The organism is Pseudomonas sp. UBT, from assembly GCF_050915955.1.
GTDB classification, from domain to species: Bacteria; Pseudomonadota; Gammaproteobacteria; order Pseudomonadales; family Pseudomonadaceae; genus Aquipseudomonas; species Aquipseudomonas antarctica_A.
On record NZ_CP168079.1, the window covers coordinates 1,674,422 to 1,694,053 of the forward strand.

15 protein-coding genes are annotated in these 19,632 nt (G+C 53.9%); all 15 read right to left on the reverse strand.

Annotated features, from left to right (window positions below):
• Window positions 1–35: 35 nt before the first annotated feature.
• Window positions 36–602, reverse strand: a complete 567-nt coding sequence (locus ACDZ94_RS07665; RefSeq protein WP_432751290.1) for a hypothetical protein — start codon at window positions 600–602, stop codon at window positions 36–38.
• On the reverse strand, window positions 587–1,030 hold the full coding sequence (locus tag ACDZ94_RS07670) for a hypothetical protein (RefSeq protein ID WP_082895804.1): 444 nt from the start codon (window positions 1,028–1,030) through the stop codon (window positions 587–589). The genes ACDZ94_RS07665 and ACDZ94_RS07670 overlap by 16 nt, the downstream gene beginning before the upstream one ends.
• 209 nt (window positions 1,031–1,239) lie before the next feature.
• Window positions 1,240–1,500, reverse strand: coding sequence for a hypothetical protein (locus ACDZ94_RS07675; protein WP_064450128.1), 261 nt, complete (start codon window positions 1,498–1,500; stop codon window positions 1,240–1,242).
• Between the two features lie 337 nt (window positions 1,501–1,837).
• Entirely contained in the window at window positions 1,838–2,263 is a 426-nt protein-coding gene (locus ACDZ94_RS07680) for a hypothetical protein (protein ID WP_432751291.1), read from the reverse strand.
• A 45-nt stretch (window positions 2,264–2,308) separates the two neighbouring features.
• A complete protein-coding gene (locus ACDZ94_RS07685) occupies window positions 2,309–2,884 on the reverse strand; it encodes a transposase (protein WP_237140874.1) in 576 nt (191 codons plus the stop codon).
• 797 nt (window positions 2,885–3,681) lie between these two features.
• Window positions 3,682–3,867 (reverse strand): hypothetical protein, encoded by a 186-nt coding sequence (locus tag ACDZ94_RS07690; RefSeq protein WP_432751292.1) that lies wholly within the window; start codon window positions 3,865–3,867, stop codon window positions 3,682–3,684.
• A gap of 97 nt (window positions 3,868–3,964) precedes the next feature.
• Window positions 3,965–4,189, reverse strand: coding sequence for a hypothetical protein (locus ACDZ94_RS07695; protein ID WP_432751293.1), 225 nt, complete (start codon window positions 4,187–4,189; stop codon window positions 3,965–3,967).
• Window positions 4,190–4,433: 244 nt separating this feature from the next.
• Window positions 4,434–4,883 (reverse strand): SMI1/KNR4 family protein, encoded by a 450-nt coding sequence (locus ACDZ94_RS07700; protein ID WP_169367947.1) that lies wholly within the window; start codon window positions 4,881–4,883, stop codon window positions 4,434–4,436.
• 588 nt (window positions 4,884–5,471) lie between these two features.
• Window positions 5,472–6,056 carry a hypothetical protein gene (locus ACDZ94_RS07705; RefSeq protein WP_064450126.1) on the reverse strand — a complete coding sequence of 195 codons (585 nt, stop codon included), beginning with the start codon at window positions 6,054–6,056 and terminating at the stop codon, window positions 5,472–5,474.
• Between the two features lie 440 nt (window positions 6,057–6,496).
• A complete protein-coding gene (locus tag ACDZ94_RS07710; RefSeq protein ID WP_432751294.1) occupies window positions 6,497–6,928 on the reverse strand; it encodes a hypothetical protein in 432 nt (143 codons plus the stop codon).
• Window positions 6,928–7,302 carry a hypothetical protein gene (locus ACDZ94_RS07715; protein WP_432751295.1) on the reverse strand — a complete coding sequence of 125 codons (375 nt, stop codon included), beginning with the start codon at window positions 7,300–7,302 and terminating at the stop codon, window positions 6,928–6,930. Before ACDZ94_RS07715 ends, ACDZ94_RS07710 begins: the two co-directional genes overlap by 1 nt.
• 47 nt (window positions 7,303–7,349) lie before the next feature.
• Window positions 7,350–7,736, reverse strand: coding sequence for a hypothetical protein (locus ACDZ94_RS07720; protein ID WP_432751296.1), 387 nt, complete (start codon window positions 7,734–7,736; stop codon window positions 7,350–7,352).
• Between the two features lie 9 nt (window positions 7,737–7,745).
• Entirely contained in the window at window positions 7,746–8,186 is a 441-nt protein-coding gene (locus tag ACDZ94_RS07725; RefSeq protein ID WP_432751490.1) for an EndoU domain-containing protein, read from the reverse strand.
• Window positions 8,187–8,204: 18 nt separating this feature from the next.
• Complete coding sequence (locus tag ACDZ94_RS07730) at window positions 8,205–8,609, reverse strand: hypothetical protein (RefSeq protein WP_010428178.1); 405 nt, start codon at window positions 8,607–8,609, stop codon at window positions 8,205–8,207.
• Window positions 8,610–8,620: 11 nt separating this feature from the next.
• On the reverse strand, window positions 8,621–19,606 hold the full coding sequence (locus ACDZ94_RS07735; RefSeq protein WP_432751297.1) for a hemagglutinin repeat-containing protein: 10,986 nt from the start codon (window positions 19,604–19,606) through the stop codon (window positions 8,621–8,623).
• Window positions 19,607–19,632 lie beyond the last annotated feature (26 nt).

A 19,632-nucleotide genomic window follows, 5' to 3' on the forward strand; every position in this document is an offset into this window, starting at 1 on the left:
CTCCTTTACACCATCAAACAGAAAATGGCCTGCCCCTATTTCACGCTCGATCTTATATACCTGTCACAGATTTCAGAGTACTTAATGGTCACAGAATTAACATCATCAACAACACAATTCCATTTTTTACCAAACTCGTACGCCAACCATAAATACATCTCTATCGACCCTTTTGAGTGTCCCAACTGTATTTCAATCATTGTCCTCGGCGTGGCACCCAACCAAGATTCCCAATCGAGAATATCTTGCGCATCATAAAAACCTATGAGCTTTTCGGAGGTAAGTAATGACACATACAAAGTGGCCTCATCCCAGCTCAATACTCCACGACTACGTTTACCCGCGCTGACGATTCCACCTACAGCGTGGAGAAAATCAGCGAAAGTGTCTTCGTCAATTGCCACATCCGATATAATTGATGCTGAGTTGCTCACAACCATAACCCCGCTTTTTTTGGTTCCATACTCGAATAACTCTTCGACGCGAATGAAAAGGGCGGAAAAGTGGACAGATTTATTTAAGTAAAAAAGCACTCGAAAAATTAAATAAATCTGTCCCCTTTTTCCCTTAGCCCCCAACTTCCCCCTTAGCTTACGCAACACACTCGATCCCCAGCCAGATAATAAAGCCCCTCAAGCCTTCCACGAACCGAAGGAAGGTTAAGGAGCGGCTCTGAAACATAAGAAATTGGCAAATCGGATCTAAGTAAATTGGAGAACTCAGAATTATCCCACGTGGGTTGTACTATACCGTTCCAAAAGCTGATGGTTTCCCCCGCTTGCGACAAGATAACTGGCTTTAAGTATTCAACCAAAGAATCAGAACCCCAATATAAATAACCAGAATATACAGAGCCACTTACTCCAAAAAAATCAGCTCTTACAATAATCTGAAAATCTGAGCAAGTTTCTTGTTCGGCCAGAGGACGCACTGTCAACTCATCCTCTACGGTATCGTCCATCGGAAAAAACCAAACACCAAAATCAGCAAGATCACCAATGGTCAGCTCGTAGACTTGTTTATCCGACATAACAAACACCCCCTATTTAAACGAAAAACGTGGTCTGACCCCTATTGCCTTGATAGACAGTCCTATCTAGAACTGTTGTTTTATTCCAAAAAACACCAGCTTTAGGCGTTGTACTTGCAACATCACTACCCGCGGTCGTGCCCGTACCAGCAGAACCCGGCCCTTTTGCACCATTTTACAGCAGGACAATATCGGACTGACCCTATTGCCTACCTCGCTTCTAAAAGTGCTGAAACAACCCTTACACAAAACAGTTTCATTTCGAACTCATCTATAAGATGCTCGCCGCCTCCAGGCCGATAAAGCGAGAGCTTTTCCTGCAGCTCATCAAAGAGATTTTCAAACTTACCAAAACCTTCATTTTCTTCAATTTCATCCAGAAGGGTTTCCGTATCTTTTGCCCATTGAACCGAAATATTAGAACCACTCACAAATCTATCAAGATGCTCAATCAAATTATCTATCGTCATTTTTTCTTTACCGGATTAACAACCGTGATAATACGATCCTCATCCACAGCAATTTGAGCTTTAGGATATTTAGAGTTCATGAGCGTAACTGAGGCACCACGATAAAATAGGCATAAAATAGCATAAGATAGGGGTCAGACCACTATTAATACTTGATTTAAAAAATATGGCCTGCTCCCTATTCCCTCTTAAATTAAAAAGCCATAGCTTGAACCCGATTTTTTCCTTCAAATCACCAGGCTAACAAAATAGAATAATTACAAAAAATAAATCATATTTTTAAAGAGCAACTCCGCCGAACTATAAAAAGCAAAAACCGTGGTCTGACCCCTATTCTCTAATCGTTCTCTGTCCACATTTCGATAAATTCTTGATCGTGCCTCTTATTTGTTAGCCAGATGAAGAAATCATCGAATTTCTCCTCTGACCATGGATCTACTGGATCAAGTTCCACAGCTGAATATTCGAATACAAGGCTGCTTTGACCTAAACCGACGAAACTAACTTCATTTACACCTAAATTTCTTTGAACCCGAATATTCCATGAGGGCTCAGCAAATAAATACTTGCAATCATTTATAAATAAAACCGGCCCTTCAACTGAGGAATAAACCCCGATAAACCCGTCGCAAAACCCAACATAAAAAGCCTTGCTTCTTGGTTCGTTTTTACCAATATATTCCTCTGAAATTGGATTGTAATTTTTATCGCATAACAGAACCAAGCGTCTATCGTTTTTATGTCGCATATAAACGTGATTCATGATCATTTTCGCTCTATTAAATGCGGGAAAATAGGGGTCAGACCACTATTCTTTTAACTCATACTTTTTTGGGCGTCCTGACACGCCCTGCGAAACTTTTTTACCTAATGCCTGCGCGATCTCGGACGCAAACTTCTGATCGCCCAAAACGTAATTACCGTTTATAGAAGATCGAATTTGTTCTATCAGCCCAAGTGAAAGTCGGTCATTGAATATAGACCGGTAAGCTTCGGCTCGTTGCGCGGTGCCGCTACCTAATTCGTTATAAACCGCATGCGGGCTTATAAAGCCTGACAGCTCGCCCTGTGCGTTTGCCCTATAGCTGGTCCAGCGATAGTCGCCCGGATGAGCAACCATACCGGCTCTGACCGGGTTCATTTCGATATATCGATAGCAAGCTAAAACATAGTTGTCTTGTTGAACCAAACAGGAGCGGAAACGGCCTTCCCACAACGTGCCCGTTCGTTGATATGTTCGATTGACATATTGAACGTAGCGCTGCCCCAGTCCCTTCATAAGCAAGCCGGCCCCTGCGCAGCAACTGGGAGTCAACAACAAATGAACATGATTTGTCATCAAGCACAATGCGTGAACTTTACAGCCATACAATTCAGCAAGCACGGCTAATGTATCAATGTAAAAAATATAGTCTTCATCTCAATAAAAACACGCAGACCGATTGTTTCCCCGCTGAATAATGTGCAACGGGATATCCGGCAGTAAAACCCTAGGACGGCGAGCCATATAAACCCCTAACTGGATAAGAGCTTACAGCTTAACCGCCATTCAACAGGCCAACAGATTGGAATAATTACAAAAAATAAATCACATTTTTAAAGAGCAACTCTGCTTAACTCTAAAAAACAAAACCGTGGTCTGACCCCTATTTCCTTGAATTCAGACATTACTACCTCTACCGAACTCTAGGATAAAATAGAGAAAATAGGGGTCAGGATCCCTCAGGGTCTGACCCCTATTTCTTCCGGGTCGGCATCCTTACTCATGCCGCCCGGCGCGATTGCCACCCTGGCGCCTCGCGCATAGCTGTAGACCGCCTGGCCAAACCACAACTGCACCAGCACCATGAGGAAAAAGCGCTTCCAGCTACCGTCAAATCGTAGAAAGCCATTGAGTAGCGCAGCCAGGAGTAAGACCACATACAAACGTGATCTGACCTCGATTACCCGCTCTACCACCCACCACGCCCGGACATAAAGGATTTCACATAATCCCACCGTGTAACTATCCAGTACACAGCAAATATTCCTGACAAGGAAAATCCAATCCAGATGAACACCCAGTTCGAATCTGTGCGAAGCAGTATACCAACCACTATGGCGACCATCATGCCGAAAAACGTACTCACCCCACACACCACCGCCAACAATGAAACTATCAGCAGCAGGGTATTTATAAGTTTACTTGCTCGCATCGACCGCCTCATTGTAAAGGCTATTGCCTTTCGCGCCCACGGACAGAAAATATAGCAACATTGCACCGCCATACGGCGCCTTTTTACCAAGAATAAATTGGTTATTATCAAACTTTCTGACCGTCACATCAAATATTGATTTTTTCTTGTTCAAACCATCAGCCAACCCCATCTTCAGAGGCACCTTTACAAACCCCGAACCAATTGATAACGCGAAATCTGCGGCACTATATATCACCGGCCCATATCCGCCAGGGGGAAAATAGGGGTCAGACCACTGTTAATATTTCCCCCTGCTGAACTCTAAAAAACAAAACCGTGGTCTGAACCCTATTTCTCTTTCTTTCTTGGTCTACAGTTATCATCTGGCCACGCACATCAATAACGACTTGCTGCTGCATTCCCTGCGGTAAGTTTTCAGCTCGCTGGATGGTTTGCTTGGAAACATTACTAATCAATCCGCTTTGATTTTTTTCAATGTTGTAGTTCTTCACTTCAACACTGCATACGTTACCTACACACCAGTCTGGACGAACACTACCCGAAGTGCCGTAAGGAACTTCTTGTCCATTTTTATAACTGACTTGTGGGCGAGCTCCAGCACCAAGATCAGCGCCGACATCAATTTCAGATTTTTGGGGTGTGGGACGAACAGGTGTCCCAGTAGAGGCAAGATCATCTACCTTTCCAGCAGCGCCACCAGTAGCTTTTGCACCTCTTAAATCGCAACCCTAACAATCAGCCCCCCGCACGCCGTTCAACTAAAGACTTAATATACTTCAGTTGTTCCAAGATAAAATCAGAAAAGCTTGACGCCAACACATCAACCCCATCCAACTCAGAACTAATCTCTACTACCTGCCAATTATTTTTTGCGTCGAAAGCATATAGCACATCGCTAGAATTTCCACCGAATACATAAATTCCCTCATAGCCCTCAATATCCCGGCCGCATATAGTCGAATATTTCTCCGGTCCATCATCAAGATGAAATGCCGCGTCTAACTCCCCGAAACCAAACTCGGTGAGAAATTCCAGATAGTCATCTGGAGCCTGCTGACGATGTGACTCATCAACATTGCTTAACGTCGCACTCGTGTCTGTTATGTGGTAGCCGTAATTACCCTCATAGTCATCTGAGGACGTCACAGCATCAATCAACGACTTTAACTCTTCTTTATTTTTCATAATCATTTACCAAATAGAAAATAGGGGTCAGACCACTATTCTTTTAAAAAATAAATCATGTTTTTAAAGAGCAACTCTGCTGAACTCTAAAAAACAAAACCGTGGTCTGCCCCCTATTTCTCTGAATAATATGCAACGGGATATCCGGCAGTAAAACCCTAGGACGGCGAGCCATATAAACCCCTAACTGGATAAGAGCTTACAGCTTAGCCGCCCTTCAACAGGCCAACAGAGTGGAATAATTACAAAAAATAAATCATGTTTTTAAAGAGCAACTCTGCTGAACTCTAAAAAACAAAACCCTAAACCGTGGTCTGACCCTTATTTTTCATGTAAAAAATATAGTCTTCATCTGACTAAAAACATGCAGACCAATTGTTTCCCCGCTGAATAATATACAACGGGATATCCGGCAGTAAAACCCTAGGATGGCGAGCCATATAAACCCCTAACTGGATAAGAGCTTACAGCTTAGCCGCCCTTCAACAAGCCAACAGATTGGAATAATTACAAAAAATAAATCATGTTTTTAAAGAGCAACTCTGCTGAACTCTAAAAAACGAAAAACGTGGTCTGACCCCTATTTCCTTATATAAACCGAAGTTTCCAATAGTCATTGCCCGCCACTATCCAGTACCGCTCGCGAGCAGGGATCAAAAAGCTAAAATCAAAGCATTCAGCAGTCCAGTCCGAATAAGCTAGACTTTCATGAACACGCACGTCATCCATATGCATAAAAATTTTTCTGTCAAAATTTATGTAGAACTTGGGAAACCTGGAATGAATGATATTGGCCTTTTTAAATAGGGCCGGGGACAAACCCTCGCCGGTTAAAAAATAATGTTCAGTCTTTTCAAAAACTTCATAATCCGCTTCTATGAAATTTTTCAAATCGCTTGAAGTAAGAATTTTTTCACTTGAGTCATCTAGATACTGCGGAAAATTTTCCGAAGTCATTTTCAGAATACCGCCCCTGAAACTTTTGCAAGATTGCTCGTATTGCTCCTGGGTTATATCGCCATCTTCAAGATAGGCGCGATAGTCTTTTTCTGCGTCAAGAGAGAAATTATACTTCTCATCTATCACCCAATAACATCTTCCAGAGTGTACAAAAAAGCAGACACTTCTCTCTCCATTCCAAAGATCATCAAAAACTGTCTGGTTCACCTTCATTGCTTGAACTCCTTGAAAAATTCATCCTGTGTATAAACACGGGCGTTACTCGAGTTCTTTTCGAGTAGCGACTCCCAAATCTTGGGTAGCTCGAGGGAGTAACCGGGCTGGTCTTTGTCTACCCTCTTAGGTGCATCAGGATCCTTCGTCATACCAGCGACAGGCCGCTGAGGGACTACCCTGTCCATAATTTCCTTATGAAGGCCAGCATCAACGTCAAAAACCACTACAGAGCCATCAGGTCGCTTGTTCGTCAAGTAGTACGTAGCGTGATCAGCATTGCCAACACTTACACAAATTTGCCCTGCGCAACCTGGGTTGATGCTGATGGTTCCATCCTCATTGGCAGTAATACGGTTCTGACTGGTCTTAGTGCCAGATCCGCCGCCCTCAACCCTGAAATAGGTGGCAGTTTCTGGAGAACCGCCTTTTGCACCAACTCAACTTTTCCCTTTGAGGTGATTTCGCCACGGTACAAGCAAACCGTCCAGCAGGACTCGATCAATAACACCGTCCTCAATAGCGCCAACAAAAGTAGTATCTAACTGAAACTCAAAGGAAAGATTTTCATTTTCAGATAGTTTTTTTACGGCACCTACCAGCGCCTCTACGTCATCTAGGTTTTTTGAGTCCATCTCAATAGGAAGTATGTTTGGCGGCAAAGCCGAATAAATTTCCAAAATCCCACCTACTACTTCCGCGCCACTCTCGTCTATCTCGTCAATAAAGCTTGGCGGAGTAACGCTCCATATTCTTGACGCAGCAACCTCATTCACAAGCTGCTGCACATTAGATCTAATAGACTGGTCCAAATCCTGAGCCACGTAAAAAATTAACTTTTGCTTCGCAAGCTCTAGCGGTATGGAATGCATTACTCAGCTCCTTTTTTCGGAGGGTATGCCGGGAGAGCTGACCCTGGACCGCCCGGATTATATCTAAATCCTCCTGGCATATGCGCGTCCAAATGCCGTGTATCAGGCAGTGGCACAGTAAGTGGCGAACCCTGGACATGGTGCATAGGAATTCTCTCGCCCTTTAGCCCTGCATCTTCAGGAAAAACCTTAACCCATGCATCGTCAACTTTCGGAGTCTTCCCTTTAGCTATCGCGGCCCGATTTTCAGTACTTAAGATTTGACCATATCCAAGGTCATCCCAGTTATCACGCAGTGCTCTCCAGTCTGCGGCATTTGTACGAACAACACCTGTCCGAGTAGTACCAGAAGTAACAACAGGCACAGGAGGCACGACTTCGCCCGTCGCTTTTGCACCAACTCCAACTGCCAAATGGCAGTTTAGATTTCAACCTCCTGAATTATTCCCATCGTTGGTTTAAGTTTAATAAAGTCCAACCACGCTAATAGTGCTATTTCAAATGAGTCGATAGCAATTAGCTCGAAGTAACTTTCATCATGGAGCGAATAGATTTTTACATGTTCTTTAGTCAATTCAGCCCCCCAGGCATCGCGACTCCAGTCTACAAAATCAACCTTATCCTCCTTAACTAATCTTGTTCTATCCAGCCCCTCATCCAACCACGGCACAGTGTCTAAAAATAATTGCCCGCCATCATCAGTTAAGAGGCACGCTAGCGGGCTAACGCCATCTCTGTTGACCATGTTTGAATTACAAACCGGCGAAAGAGTTCCTGCTGACTCTTCCCATGAAAAATGCAATTTCATTTTATGCACCTAAAGCTTTGGATAGACGGTAGTTTTCGGACTCATATATCCCTCGACTTGGACACCGCTAGGGGTTGTTCCGGTCCACTTATTTCCGACAACTGTTCTATTTTGGAAGGCTCCATCCACCTCAACTTTTATTCGATCTGCGGTCCAAGAATCGGGAAACAGTGTAGAGATGCCTCCATTATTCGTCTTCGGCAAGAATTGCCCTGGATTGGCTGGATCTGCCACCTGAATCCTAGCGCTATAAACACCTTGCGCATTCGGTATCGAAGCTGTCCCAGGGATCACTTGAACATCCCCCGTCACTGTTGAGTGCCCACCAACAACATTACCATTTGGTTTTACTTCAGCACTCAGTATATGACCATCAAAATCAATCGGAGCATTAACTTTGCTTACAGATAGTGAGGCCTGTGCATTGAGATCAACTGTGCCATTTGGAATTGCTTTTGCACCAACTCATCAACTGTCGCTCTGATTCAAAATCTTTACCTCGCGCCAGTAAATATTTTCTGGTAAAGGCTGATTCTGATTGAATCGGGAGAAAACTTCGATCACATCGTCAATATTAAACCACTCATCTTTCTTTAATTGAACACGCCCTGCACCAAACGACAGCAAGCTCCCATCTTCAAAGTTCGTGCTGGAATTTGAATGATACCCTCTAAACAGAGCTTTACTTTTTGCGTCATATCTTTCAATAAAGCAAGTGAATCTGCCTCCTGCCACTTGCACATAATTACCGTCGTCGTCAGTTATGCATGCGTATGAGCTTGGACCGTAGCTTTTTAATTTTTTTAACACTTTTACAAGCTGCGCCTGGTTAACGTCAATTAATACGGGACTATTTTCGGCTTCGAGCTTCATATTCCTCACCTTCACGGCACATAAACTGTTGTAGCGCTTTCGATGACTTCGCCTTTTAGCCGTCCCTTCCCTTGCGCCCCAAACTGATTGACAAAATAATCGGTGAATTCTTGATAGCTGGTCTTACTAGCAGTTCCGCTTTTCACCTCAAGACCGTGTAATTTACCATTTGCGTCACGGACTACAATGTCATACCTACGATCACCGAGAGGCCCTTTAACGACCATCTCCGTGCCTACAACTTCCATTCCATTTGCTTCTAAATGCTTAGCAAACTCATCTGCCTTAACTGTTCCCGGAGGAGCTAGACCCTTCGGGCTAGCAAATTTTCCGTCAGGGGTTCGATAGCTTCCATCTGAATGCAGATTTACTTCGGGGGCTAGGTCGGTCTCTGGACCAACTTTCTTCCCGCCCGTCGCATCTGGGCTTGCTACCTCTTTTGCACCCGCACCCACCTCAGCAGCGCCTTCAGCCCCTTTAGCAATCTCTCCTACTTTGCCCACCGCACCCGCTCGGCCCGCAGGAATCATCGACAACGCAAACTCAGTGGCAAGCTTTGTTTCAAACCTGGTACTAGCGATTTCGTTGCCTTGGAGCCTATCCAGGAATCTCTGGGCCTCTATCTCGGTATCAGGCTCTCCCCGCCCTGATAGCAGGGTCACCAAGCCATTGGCCATTTGCGAGCTTACACCCGTAAAGTCGGTAAGCAGTGCCTTGTCGAGCGCCCACAGACCGTTAGCCATACTCACCGTTCCAGCGGCCAATCCCTGAGGAATTCCCGTTCCCACGCCTTCTATCGTCTCTCCCAGAGATGCACCATAGTGGAGGTTGTTCTGGTAGAAATCGTATTGATTCACGACAGGATCAAATTTCCCGACCAGGTACTCCTCGTTGATGCTCCGATTGTTGTATTCGCTAGGACGATTGAGTCGATAGTCCTGAAGCAAACGAACCGTTTCGTCGGGCGTATAAATCTTTCCAGCGTCGGCTATAACCGGTACATCACCCATCTCAGCGCGACGAGTGTAGTTGTCCCCCAAAGGTGCTAGCGCAATACCCAGGTATTTAAGTGTCAGTGCATCCGGCTGGTCCTGATGCGCACCTACCAACTTGTTCCAGTCAGCATCAACGTAGTAAACGAGCCCCCTGGCCAGACGCTTCTCGGCCTCGGCCGTGGTGATCTTGGCATCGGCTGCCAATGCGCTGACTTGCTGCTTCAGCGCCATGACTTCCGCAGGGTGCATCTGACGGTTGAACATATCGACGTTCGCCGCACTTTTCCCACCGGCCACAGCTCCGGCTACACCGGTAGCGGAGCCAACACCCGCGCCCACGCCTGTTGCGATCAGCGCAGAGATGGCGTCCAGATTGTGGGGGTCATTAACGCTGTTTTTCAGTGCTTTCTCGACGATAGGCATCAAGGCGGCAGAAGCGCCTGCGCCAAGCGCAGAGCTCTGCACGCTGCCACTCGACAGCCCTATGGCAGCGCCTGCCAGGGTGTGAAGCAAGACTCGCGCAGCGCCCCCTTCGGCCCAGGCCGCCTTTTCCGAAGCGCTAGTAGCTGCAACCTCTCTTTGGTTGGCGTAATCACCAATCTTGTAGAACGTATCGGCGGCCGTCGTATTCGCAACAATGCCGACGGTGGTGCCTGCACCCGCACCGCCCAAGCCAGCTGCGATCAAGCCTGTAGCGATGTCCGCCATGATCCGTTTATCGCCGCCTACGCGCCAACTGGCCGCATCGGCCAAGGCCAGGTTGGCGGCGGCCACTTGCTCAGGGGTGCCACCTTCAGCTTTCTTCGCTTGAGCCTTGGCCGCGTCAGACTTGGCTTTGGCGACCGTGTTGATCACGCTGCTGGCCAACTGCGCAGAGCTTTGGATCAGGTCGATCCGCTCCTGCATGGCCTTTTCATCCGGACGGTCCAGATGCTGGTTGGCGTTTGCGGTATCACGATTGAGCCCGACGACGTCATAGGCCCCTGCGGCATCGCGAACGATGATGGTGCCAGGGCTGACCGCACTGCGGGTTTTGCTGCTGTCGGACTCTTTGAGCAGCAGCGGTATCGCCCCGCCGGTGTCGGTGTGTGCCCACTTGCGCTCGTCGGGTGGCGTGACCGGGCCACCCGGCTTGTCCCCTTTGGTGCTGGTGTAGGACAAGCTCAGGCTGGCGGCCTGGCTCTTGATATCACTTTTGTTTTTGATATCGCTGACCAGCAGCCGCTCGGTGCTGAGGATGTTTTTATCAGCGCTGGCTTCGCTGGCAATCACGGCACCTTGCAGTGTGGTGTTTTTGCCGACATAGATGTCGTAGCCACCGCTGCCGGCAAACAGCCCGGTCTGATCAGTCACAGCGTTGTAATCGCTGTTCATCTTGCTGCCGCCAATCGTGCCGGAGGCGGTTACCATCGAGCCCCAACAGAAGGGCGGTACGCAAATGCTGGCGCCCACACCGGCGCTGGTCTGCTTGTTTTTCTGGCTCGCCTCGTCCTGTCGAGAGGCGATATTCAGGTTGCCACCGATGTTGGCATTGATGACATCGGCCCGTACCTGGGCGCCGGCCAGCGTAGTGTCCTGCCCGCTTTTAAGCACCAATGAACCGGTGTCGAGCGTCGTGTTGACCTGTGTCAACTCATGCCCGGTGCCCATTCCCTTGGCCATTTTTGCGCCAAGGTCGAGGGTGAAACCGTTCTGGTCACCAATGTTGAAACTGGCGCCGATGCTGGTTTTGTTATTGCTGTTCTTGTTATCCCAGTTTTTTCGGTCCTGCGCGCTCTCCAGCGTGATGTTGTTTTTCGCCAACAACAGCGTATCGCCAGCTTTGATACTGCTGCCAATTACGTGGAGGTTGCCTTCAGTATTGGCCGCGTCCCCCGTAGCAATGATCGACAAGCCGCCGCCGCTGTTAAGCGTGGATTGCTTGGCAGTTTCAGCATGGTATTCACTGGTGCTTTTCTTACGAGTCGAGGCTAACTCGGTGCCGATTTTGATGACCGAACCCGAGCTATTCGCGGGCTTGCCGTCTGACTCGTTGGCAGCGCTGTCATCGCCACTCATGGCGTTATAAGCCGAGAGCAACGCTTGGGCGCCTTTGACCGCTTTCAAACGGCTGTCATCGGCATTTTTTGCAGCCCGAACATCGTCGCGAATGCTGTTGACCGTATCGACCAGCGTGCCACCGATCACACGGCCAACCGCCAGGCTTTTGGAGCTGTCCTTGCTGGTCTGGTTCGACGTTTCCATACCGGACGTGATAGTGACGTTAGCACCCGTGAGCGCCATACTCTTGGTACTCACCAAATCACTCGCCACCACCGTCAACTCTCGGCCAGCCGTCAGCGACACATTGCCCGCACTCGAACCCACCGTGCTGCCGGTCAAGGTCATCTCATCGGCAGTACCGTTGTGTTTCTGGCTGCCAATGGAAAGGTGTTGGTTGCCGGTGATGTCATCCAGCCCCAGCTTGTTGCCGGTGAGCACGCCGGTGAGATCGCGGCTCTTTTCCTTGTGCATGTCGATACGGGAAAAGGTGTTCTTCGCCGCATCAATGGTCAGGTCGCGCCCCGCCTCTACGGCGAGGTTGCCAGTGCTTACCAGGGATGACCCCGTAACTGTGGTGTCGCGCTTGGCAGCGACGGTGACGGTATCGCCGGAGACCATACTGCCCACGGCAGTGGTGCGTTTCTCGTCGACTTTGTCTTCAACCTTGCTCGACTTGAACCCGCCCCAGCTGCTTTTACTTTCTTTGCGTTCGTGACGGGCGCTGTCGGAGTTAGTGACCGCAAGAATGCTGACGTCCTGGCCTGCGACCAGTTGCGCAGCGCCTTTGTCGGCAGTGACGGCGCTGCCGGCCAGCAACAGGTTTGCACCCGCCACGACGGTGCTGTTGGTGCCCGCGCTGACCAAGCTGCCGACATTGTTGACGGCGGATGTCTCATCGAGGCGGAATTTCTTCCCGGACGAGGTCTTCTTGGTCTTGCTGTAGAAGCTGTAGTCCTGATTTTCAGCCGCCTTGAGGGCAAGGTCGTTACCCGCAACCAGGTACGCTTCTTTGCCCGCATCCACTTGGCTGGCCACCAGTTGCAGGTTCTGCCCGGCGCTCAGGGTGGCGTCACCGCCAGCCTTGAGCACGGTCGACACCTGCTGAACATGGTCCTCGACACTGGTGACCTTCTTGGAATTAAACGCCGAATGCTGTTCATTCGCCGCCGACGCCAGGTTCACATTGCCCTTGGCCACCAGCGCCAGATCACGCGTGGCATTGAGCTGGCTGCCGATGGCGCTGATATCCCGCGCAGCCACCACCTGGAAGTCGCGCCCGGCTTCGATCACGGTGCCGTACTGGTTTGCGCTGCTGCTGCGCATGTAGGTGCTGACGGTGTTGGCATTGCGCTGTTCGGCGGTGGCCAGGTTCACATCGCGCCCGGCTTGAACGCCCAGGTCGGCGCCGCTTTTGAAGGCGCCGCCGGTGCTGTTGACGTCGCGCCCGACTTGCAGGGTGAGGGTGTTGGCGGCTTCGATGCGGGCGGCGTTGTCGACGAAGTCGGTGCGTTCGGTGCGGTAGCCGCTGCTGCTTTGGTGGCTGGTGACGGTGCGTTCGTTGAGCACATCGCCATTCACTGCGCTGACGCTGACGTCGCGCCCGGCGATGATGCCGCCGGCGCGGTTGGTGAGGTTGTTGCCGGCGAGCAGGTCGAGGCGGTTGCCCGCTTGCACGAGGCCGCTGTTGACCATGTTGCGCCCGGCGCTGGCCGCCAGGTTGTTGGTGGCGCGCAGGGTGCCGACGTTGTTGAGGTCGGTGCCGCTGACCAGGTTAAGGTCGCTGCCGGTGATGAGTGCGCCGTTGGGCGCCAGGCGGTTGTTGGCCTGGGCCAGGTACAGCACGGGCACCAGCACTTGCTGGCCGGCGACGGTGGCGTTTTCCATCCACACGATGTCGTGGGTCAGGGCCGCGACTTGCTCGGCGGTGAGGCTCACGCCTACGGCCAGGTTAAGTGCCTGCTTGGTGCCGATGGCGTTGTCCATCAGGTATTTGAACATCGAGGCGTCGCTGGTCTGGCCATCAATGAAGCGCTGGCCGGTACGGGCGATCACGGCTTGCTGGATCAGGCGCTGTTCATACAGGCCGTCACCCAGGCGCTTTTGTGCCTGGTCCGGGTCGAAGCCCAGTTTGGACAGCATGTAATCAGAGCTTAAAAACTGGCTGAGGTTGGTCAGCAGCGGGTTGGTTTCGATCAGGTATTTCTGTGGGTTGGAGACGAACTGGCTGTCTGGCAGGCCTTGCACGCGGTTGATCACCACGCCGTCGGCCGAGGTGCCGCTGCCGGGTACGACCGGGCCGGTCACCGGCGTGCGGTCGACGCTGCCGCCGCCCAGGGTCCAGCCTTGCGGGCCAGTAGTGGCCGGCGCGCTGGCGCTTTCGCCACTGAGGCGGAACAGTCCGCCTTGGCCAGTAGGCAAGGTGAAGCCGGGCAGGCTCAACGGGTTGATCTGCTGTTGGGCGAGGTCAGGCGGCAGTTGCTGGTTGAGGGTGACCCGGGTCGAGTAACCGGCTGCGCCACTGGCACCGGTGGCGCCGGTAGTGGTTTTGGCGCCCGCACCGATGTAGTTGTAGCCCAGGCGCACCACGCTGTTGTCGATACCGGCTTGCGCCTTGACGTCTACCGCGCCGGCGGCCTGAATCACCGCAGCGTAACGTTGGTCGTCGCTGGCGATTTTGGTGACTTTGCCGAACTGGGTGTTCTCTTTCTCCATCAGGCCGACGAAGTTGGCCACGGTGGCTTCCAGGCCGCCGAGGTCATTGGGGTTGTAGCCAGCGCTTTGGTACCAGTATTTGTTGGTGAGTGCAGCGGCGGCGCTGAACCAGCCTTCCGGGTGTTTGGTGCGGGCGGAGGTAAAGAGCCGGTAGGTTTCGGTCTCGCCGGTTTCGATGCCGGTGTTGACCAGGTTGTTCAGGCGCGCGGTGAAGTTGCCACCGGCCGCAATCGAGCTGCTGCTGTTGAGCAGGTCGCCGCCCGCCAGGGTCATGTTACCGCCCGAGGTGATGCTCGAACCGACACTGGCGGCGGTCACTTCCAGTTTGTCGCGGGTCACCAGTTCCCACACGTAGTTGCGCGGTGTACCACCGGCGTGGCAGTCACCGGCGTTGACGTACTCGATGCACGTGCCTAGGGTGGCGGAGGCGGTGTAGACACCTGCGTCGTTGACGGTGAGTACCGCCCGTTCATTTTTGATCGAATTGGCGGACAGGCTGAGGTTGCCGTCACTCTGGATCGTCGACGAACTGTTGAGGATGCTGCTGGCCAGGCCGCCCTTGCCGTCGCGGTCGACGCTCAGGTTGCCCATGCTGTAGAGGTCGGCGTAGCTGTTGTTCAGCGCATCGACACGCAGGCTCATGTCGCCGCCGCTGAAGATCAGGCCGTGGTCGTTGAGCAAGGCGCCGGTGGTGGCGACCAGTCGTTGGCCACTGCCCAGGGTCGCGTAGTTGTTGAGCGTGCCCGCGTTGAGCAACAGGTCGGTGGCGGCGGTGATGCGCCCGCGGTTGTTGAGCGTGCCGCCGATGTTGGCGGTGGTGACGCCGCCGCCGGCAATGCTTGCCGTGTCGCTGAGGGTGGCTTGGGCCGCGCTGAGGTTGAGGTTGCCCAGGCTGCTGATGCGCCCGGTACTGTTCAATGCGCCGCTCAAGGTCAGGTCGAGTGTGCCGTCGCTGGCAATCAGGCCATGGGTGGTCCAGTTGGCGCCATTGCCGACAAAGCGTCGGGCGCCGAGCAATTGGCCGGTGGCGGTCTGGTCGAGGCTGTCGACATTGACCGTGAGTTGCCCGGCCTGGATCACGCTGCTGTTGGTCCAGTTGCCCTGGGTGATGGTCAAGTCGCCACGGGTGACCAGGCTGCCGCCCACGTCGTTGAGGTTGGCGGGTGCAATGCCGAAATTGCCGGTGCCCACGTGCAGTACATTGCCGCCCAGGTTCTGGAAGCTGCCGGCGTTGAGGGTCAGGTCGTTGTTGGCGGTTTCCACCACACCGTTGCGGTTGTCGAACAAGCCGCCGATGGCAAATTCGGTGGTGCCCGCCGTGCCCAGCGCACGCAGGCGCCCGGTCTGGTTATCGAGGCTGGCGGCGCGCACCTTGAGGGTGGTTTCGCTTTCGATGATGCCCAGGCGGTTGTTGAGCGCCCCGCTCAGGTCCAGGTCGACTTGTTGGCCGGCAATCTGGCCGTCGTTGTCGCCGCTGTTATCAAAGTCATGCCCGACCACACGCATCAGGCCTTTGGCATAGAGCCCGCCGTTGCGGTTGTCGAAATTGCCGGTAGTGACCAGCGCGTTGCCGCCCTGCGCCGCGATGCGCCCGCCATAGTTATCCACAGCGCCGGCTTGCAGGTTGAGGCTTTGCCCCTGCATCACGCCGCCCTGGCGGTTGTTGTTGAGGTCGTAACCGTTGCGCAGCACGCCGACCACTTGGGTTTGCAGTGCGGCCTTGAGGCTGGCGAGGGTGCCGCCACGGTTGTCGAGGCTGGCTGCGTTGACACTCAGGTCGCCCGCCTGGGCGATCAGTTTGCCGCTCTGGTTATCCAGCGTGTCGGCCACGTCGACGCTCATGCCGCCCTGGCTTTGCACGGTGCCTTTGCCATTGTCCACGCGGTTGGCCGTGAGGTTGAGGTCGGCGTTCTGGCTGTAGATCAAGCCATCGTTGCCGTTCTGCACCAGGCCGCTGGCGGTGAGGCTCAAGCGGTCGTTGGCGGCCAGCGTGCCACGGTTGCGGTTGTCCAGGCCGCCGGTCAGCAGGGTCAACAAACCTTGGCTGGCGATCTGGCCGCCCTGGTTGTTGATCTGCGCCGCGCGGCTGATCAGCAGCGGGCCGCCGCTGGCCAACTTGCCATTGGTGTTGGTCAGCGTCGCCAACAGGTCGAGGCTGGTGGCGGTGCCGCCGCTGATGCTGCCGGCGCTGTTGTCCAGGTTTTGCGCATTCAGGGTCAGGGCTGCGCCGCTGTCGATCACGCCGCCTTGGGCGTTATTCAGCAAACCGCCCACGGTGAGGCGCTGGCCCGATGCGCTGGAGAGAACGCCTTTGTTGCTGTTGTCCAATTCGCCGGCGCTGACGTACAGCGCCTTTTGACTGACCAGTGCACCGCCCGCGCTGTTGAGCAGGCTGGCGGTCAGCGTGGCATTGAGGTCGCCGTAACGGCTCGACAAGGTGCCGCTGTTGCGGTTGTCGAGGTTCGCGCCGCTGACGGTCAGGCCCTGCCAGCCGGACATCAGGCCGTTCTGGTTGATCAGGTTTTGAGCATTGAGCACCAGCAGGTTATTGCTGATCAGCTTGCCGTTGCTGTTGTTCAACGTGCGACCGCTGAGGTTCAGGGTTTGCGCGCTGGAGAGTTCGCCGCCCTGGTTGCTGAGGTCGCGCAGGTGGTTGATGGTCAGGTTGCCGGCGGTGGTGATCAGACCACCGGTGTTGTTCAGGTCGCCAGTGGCAGTGCCGAAGTCGAGGGCAATCGCGCTGCCCAGCAGTGAGCCGTTCTGGTTGTCCAGCTCGGCGCTGTTGAGCGTCAAGGCGTTGCTGGCGTTGAGCAGGCCCTGGTCGCGGTTGGCGAGGCGGCCAGCCACGTTGAGTACGGTGTCGCCACGGCTGGTGAGCGTGCCACCGCTGTTGTCGAGGTCGGTGGCCTGCGCATCGACCGAGGCGGCGGCAATCAGGCCTTTGACGTTGGCCAGGGCCTGGCCGATGCGCAGGGTCAGCGCGGCGTTGCTCAGCAATTTGCCGCGGCTGTTGTCGAGGTTGTCGGCGGTGAGTGTGAACGCCTGGCTGCTGGAGATCTCGCCGCCCTGGTTATGCACGTTCTTGAGGTTGTTGAGCATCAACAGCGGTGCGTTGATCAGGCCGTTCTGGTTGTTGAACTCGCCCCGGTTGAGGTCCAGGGTCAGGGCCTCGGCGCTGGTGATCTGGCCGCCTTGCTGGTTGTTCAGGTCGGCGGTGCCGAGGGACAGGGCCTGGCGCGCGCTCAGGGTGCCGTTCTGGCTGTTGTCGACGCTGGCGGCGTTGAGGATCAGGCTGCCGTCGGTGACCAGGCGCCCGCCTCGGTTGTCCAGCGCGCCAAGGGTGCTGAGGGTCAGCGGGCCGGCGCTGGACAGCGTACCGGCGTTGTTGGCCAGGGTGCGCGCCGAGATGCTCAGCAGCCCTTCGCTGCTGATCAGGCCCTGGTTGCGGTTGAGCAACTGATCGATATTCAGGGCTGCGCCGCCGCCGGCAACCACCAGCCCGCCATCGCTGTTATCCAGTTGTGTAGCCGTGACCAGCACGCCCGAACGGCTGGACAGCTCGCCGTTGCGGTTGTCGATATTGACGACATTGGCCTGCACACCGCCGATACCGGCGACCAAGCCTTTCTGGCGGTTGTCGAGGCTGTTACCGGCCACGTTGACGACGCCCTGGCTGGTGACCAGGCCGCCCTGGTTGTTGAGGCTGCCGACGTTGAGGCTCAAGGCCTTGCCCGCCGTGATCAGGCCCGCAACGTTGTCGAGGGTGGCGACCGTCAGCGCTGCGGTGTCGAGGCTTGAGACTTCACCGCCCTGGTTGTGCAATTCACCGACCACCGCCGTCAGCGGCCCGTCGCTGGTGACCAGCCCACCTTGGGTGTTCTGCAGGCGATCTGCGGTAATAGCCAAGCCATTATTGCTGAGGATGCGACCTTTGTTCTGGTTGTCGACCGAGGCGGCGGTTATCTGGGTGCGCTGTTTGGCGCCCAGTGTGCCGCCTTGGTTATTCAGGGCTTGGGCATCCACGCTCAACGTGCGGCTGGCGATGACACTCGCGCCGGTGTTGTTGACGGCCTTGCCGCGCAGGCTCACATCGCCTGCTGCGTTGCGGGTGTTATCGGTGTTGACGCCGGCTTCGATGATGTCGCCGTTGGTCAAGGTGCCACCGGCGGACAGCGCAATGCGGTCACGGGCGGCCAGGCTTTGGCGGTTGGTGAGATCGCCCTGGGTGTTCACGTTCAGGGCTGTACCGGCATATACCGGCCCTTTGGCGTCCAGGCTTGCGGCGTTGACGTTGACCGCACCGCTGGCGGCAGCTTGCGCCATGCTCAAATGCCCATTGGCATCGAGCTGGATATCGCCGCCACTGGCCGCCAGCGTGCCGTCGAGCTTCACGCCCACACCGGCTTCGGTGCCCACCAGCTTGATCGCGCCGGCGTACATGCCGCCCAGCGCGGTGGAGTCGATGGCCAGCTCGGGTTTGGTGCTGCCGTCGTCGGCGCGCGGGGTGGCGTTGAGGGTTTTTGCATCAACGTCGTTGCGCCCGGCGATCACCGCCAGTTCACGGGCGTTGATCTGTGCGTTGATCTTGGCGGTACGGGTGATGATTTCGAAGCGATCGACGTTGCTGGCATTCAAGCCTTCGCCGTCGATGGTCACGGCGCCGCCGTCAACCTGGTAGCGCTGCAACTGGCCGCTCGCGTCGAGCACCGGTTTACCGGTGGTCAGGGTCACGTTGGGGGTGTTGATAAAGCCGCAGCCGCTGCACGTAATGCCGTACGGGTTGGCGACGATGACTTTGGCCGACTGGCCCGCCACTTCGGTATAACCGCGCAACTGGCTCGGGCTGCCGCCGTTGACTTCGTTGAGGATGACGCTGGCGGCGCCGCCCTTGAGGTTCGGGTTGCCGACGATGTAGCCGCCGAGCTGGGTGTTCTGCACCGCGCCGGTGGCGTTGTTGAGGATCACGCCGTTGGGGCCGACGTTGTAGTCCTTGAACTGGTTGTGGGACAAGCCACTGCCATTGGGCGCGGCGATGTTCACCACCGGCACGCCGTTGCCAGCCTGGCCGACGCTAGTGGCCGGGTTGCTCACCACAATGCCTTCGGCCTGGGCCAGCAACGGCTGCCAGAACAGCGCGTTGACCAGGATCAGCACCAGGCCGCGCTTGGGCAGGCCGAAGAACGCGTCGCGGCGCTTCAGGGCAGCAGAAGGTTGGCGGGCCAAAAAGGCAAAGTGGCGAACATCCATGGTCAAATTCTCGTTGCAGCTGGGCG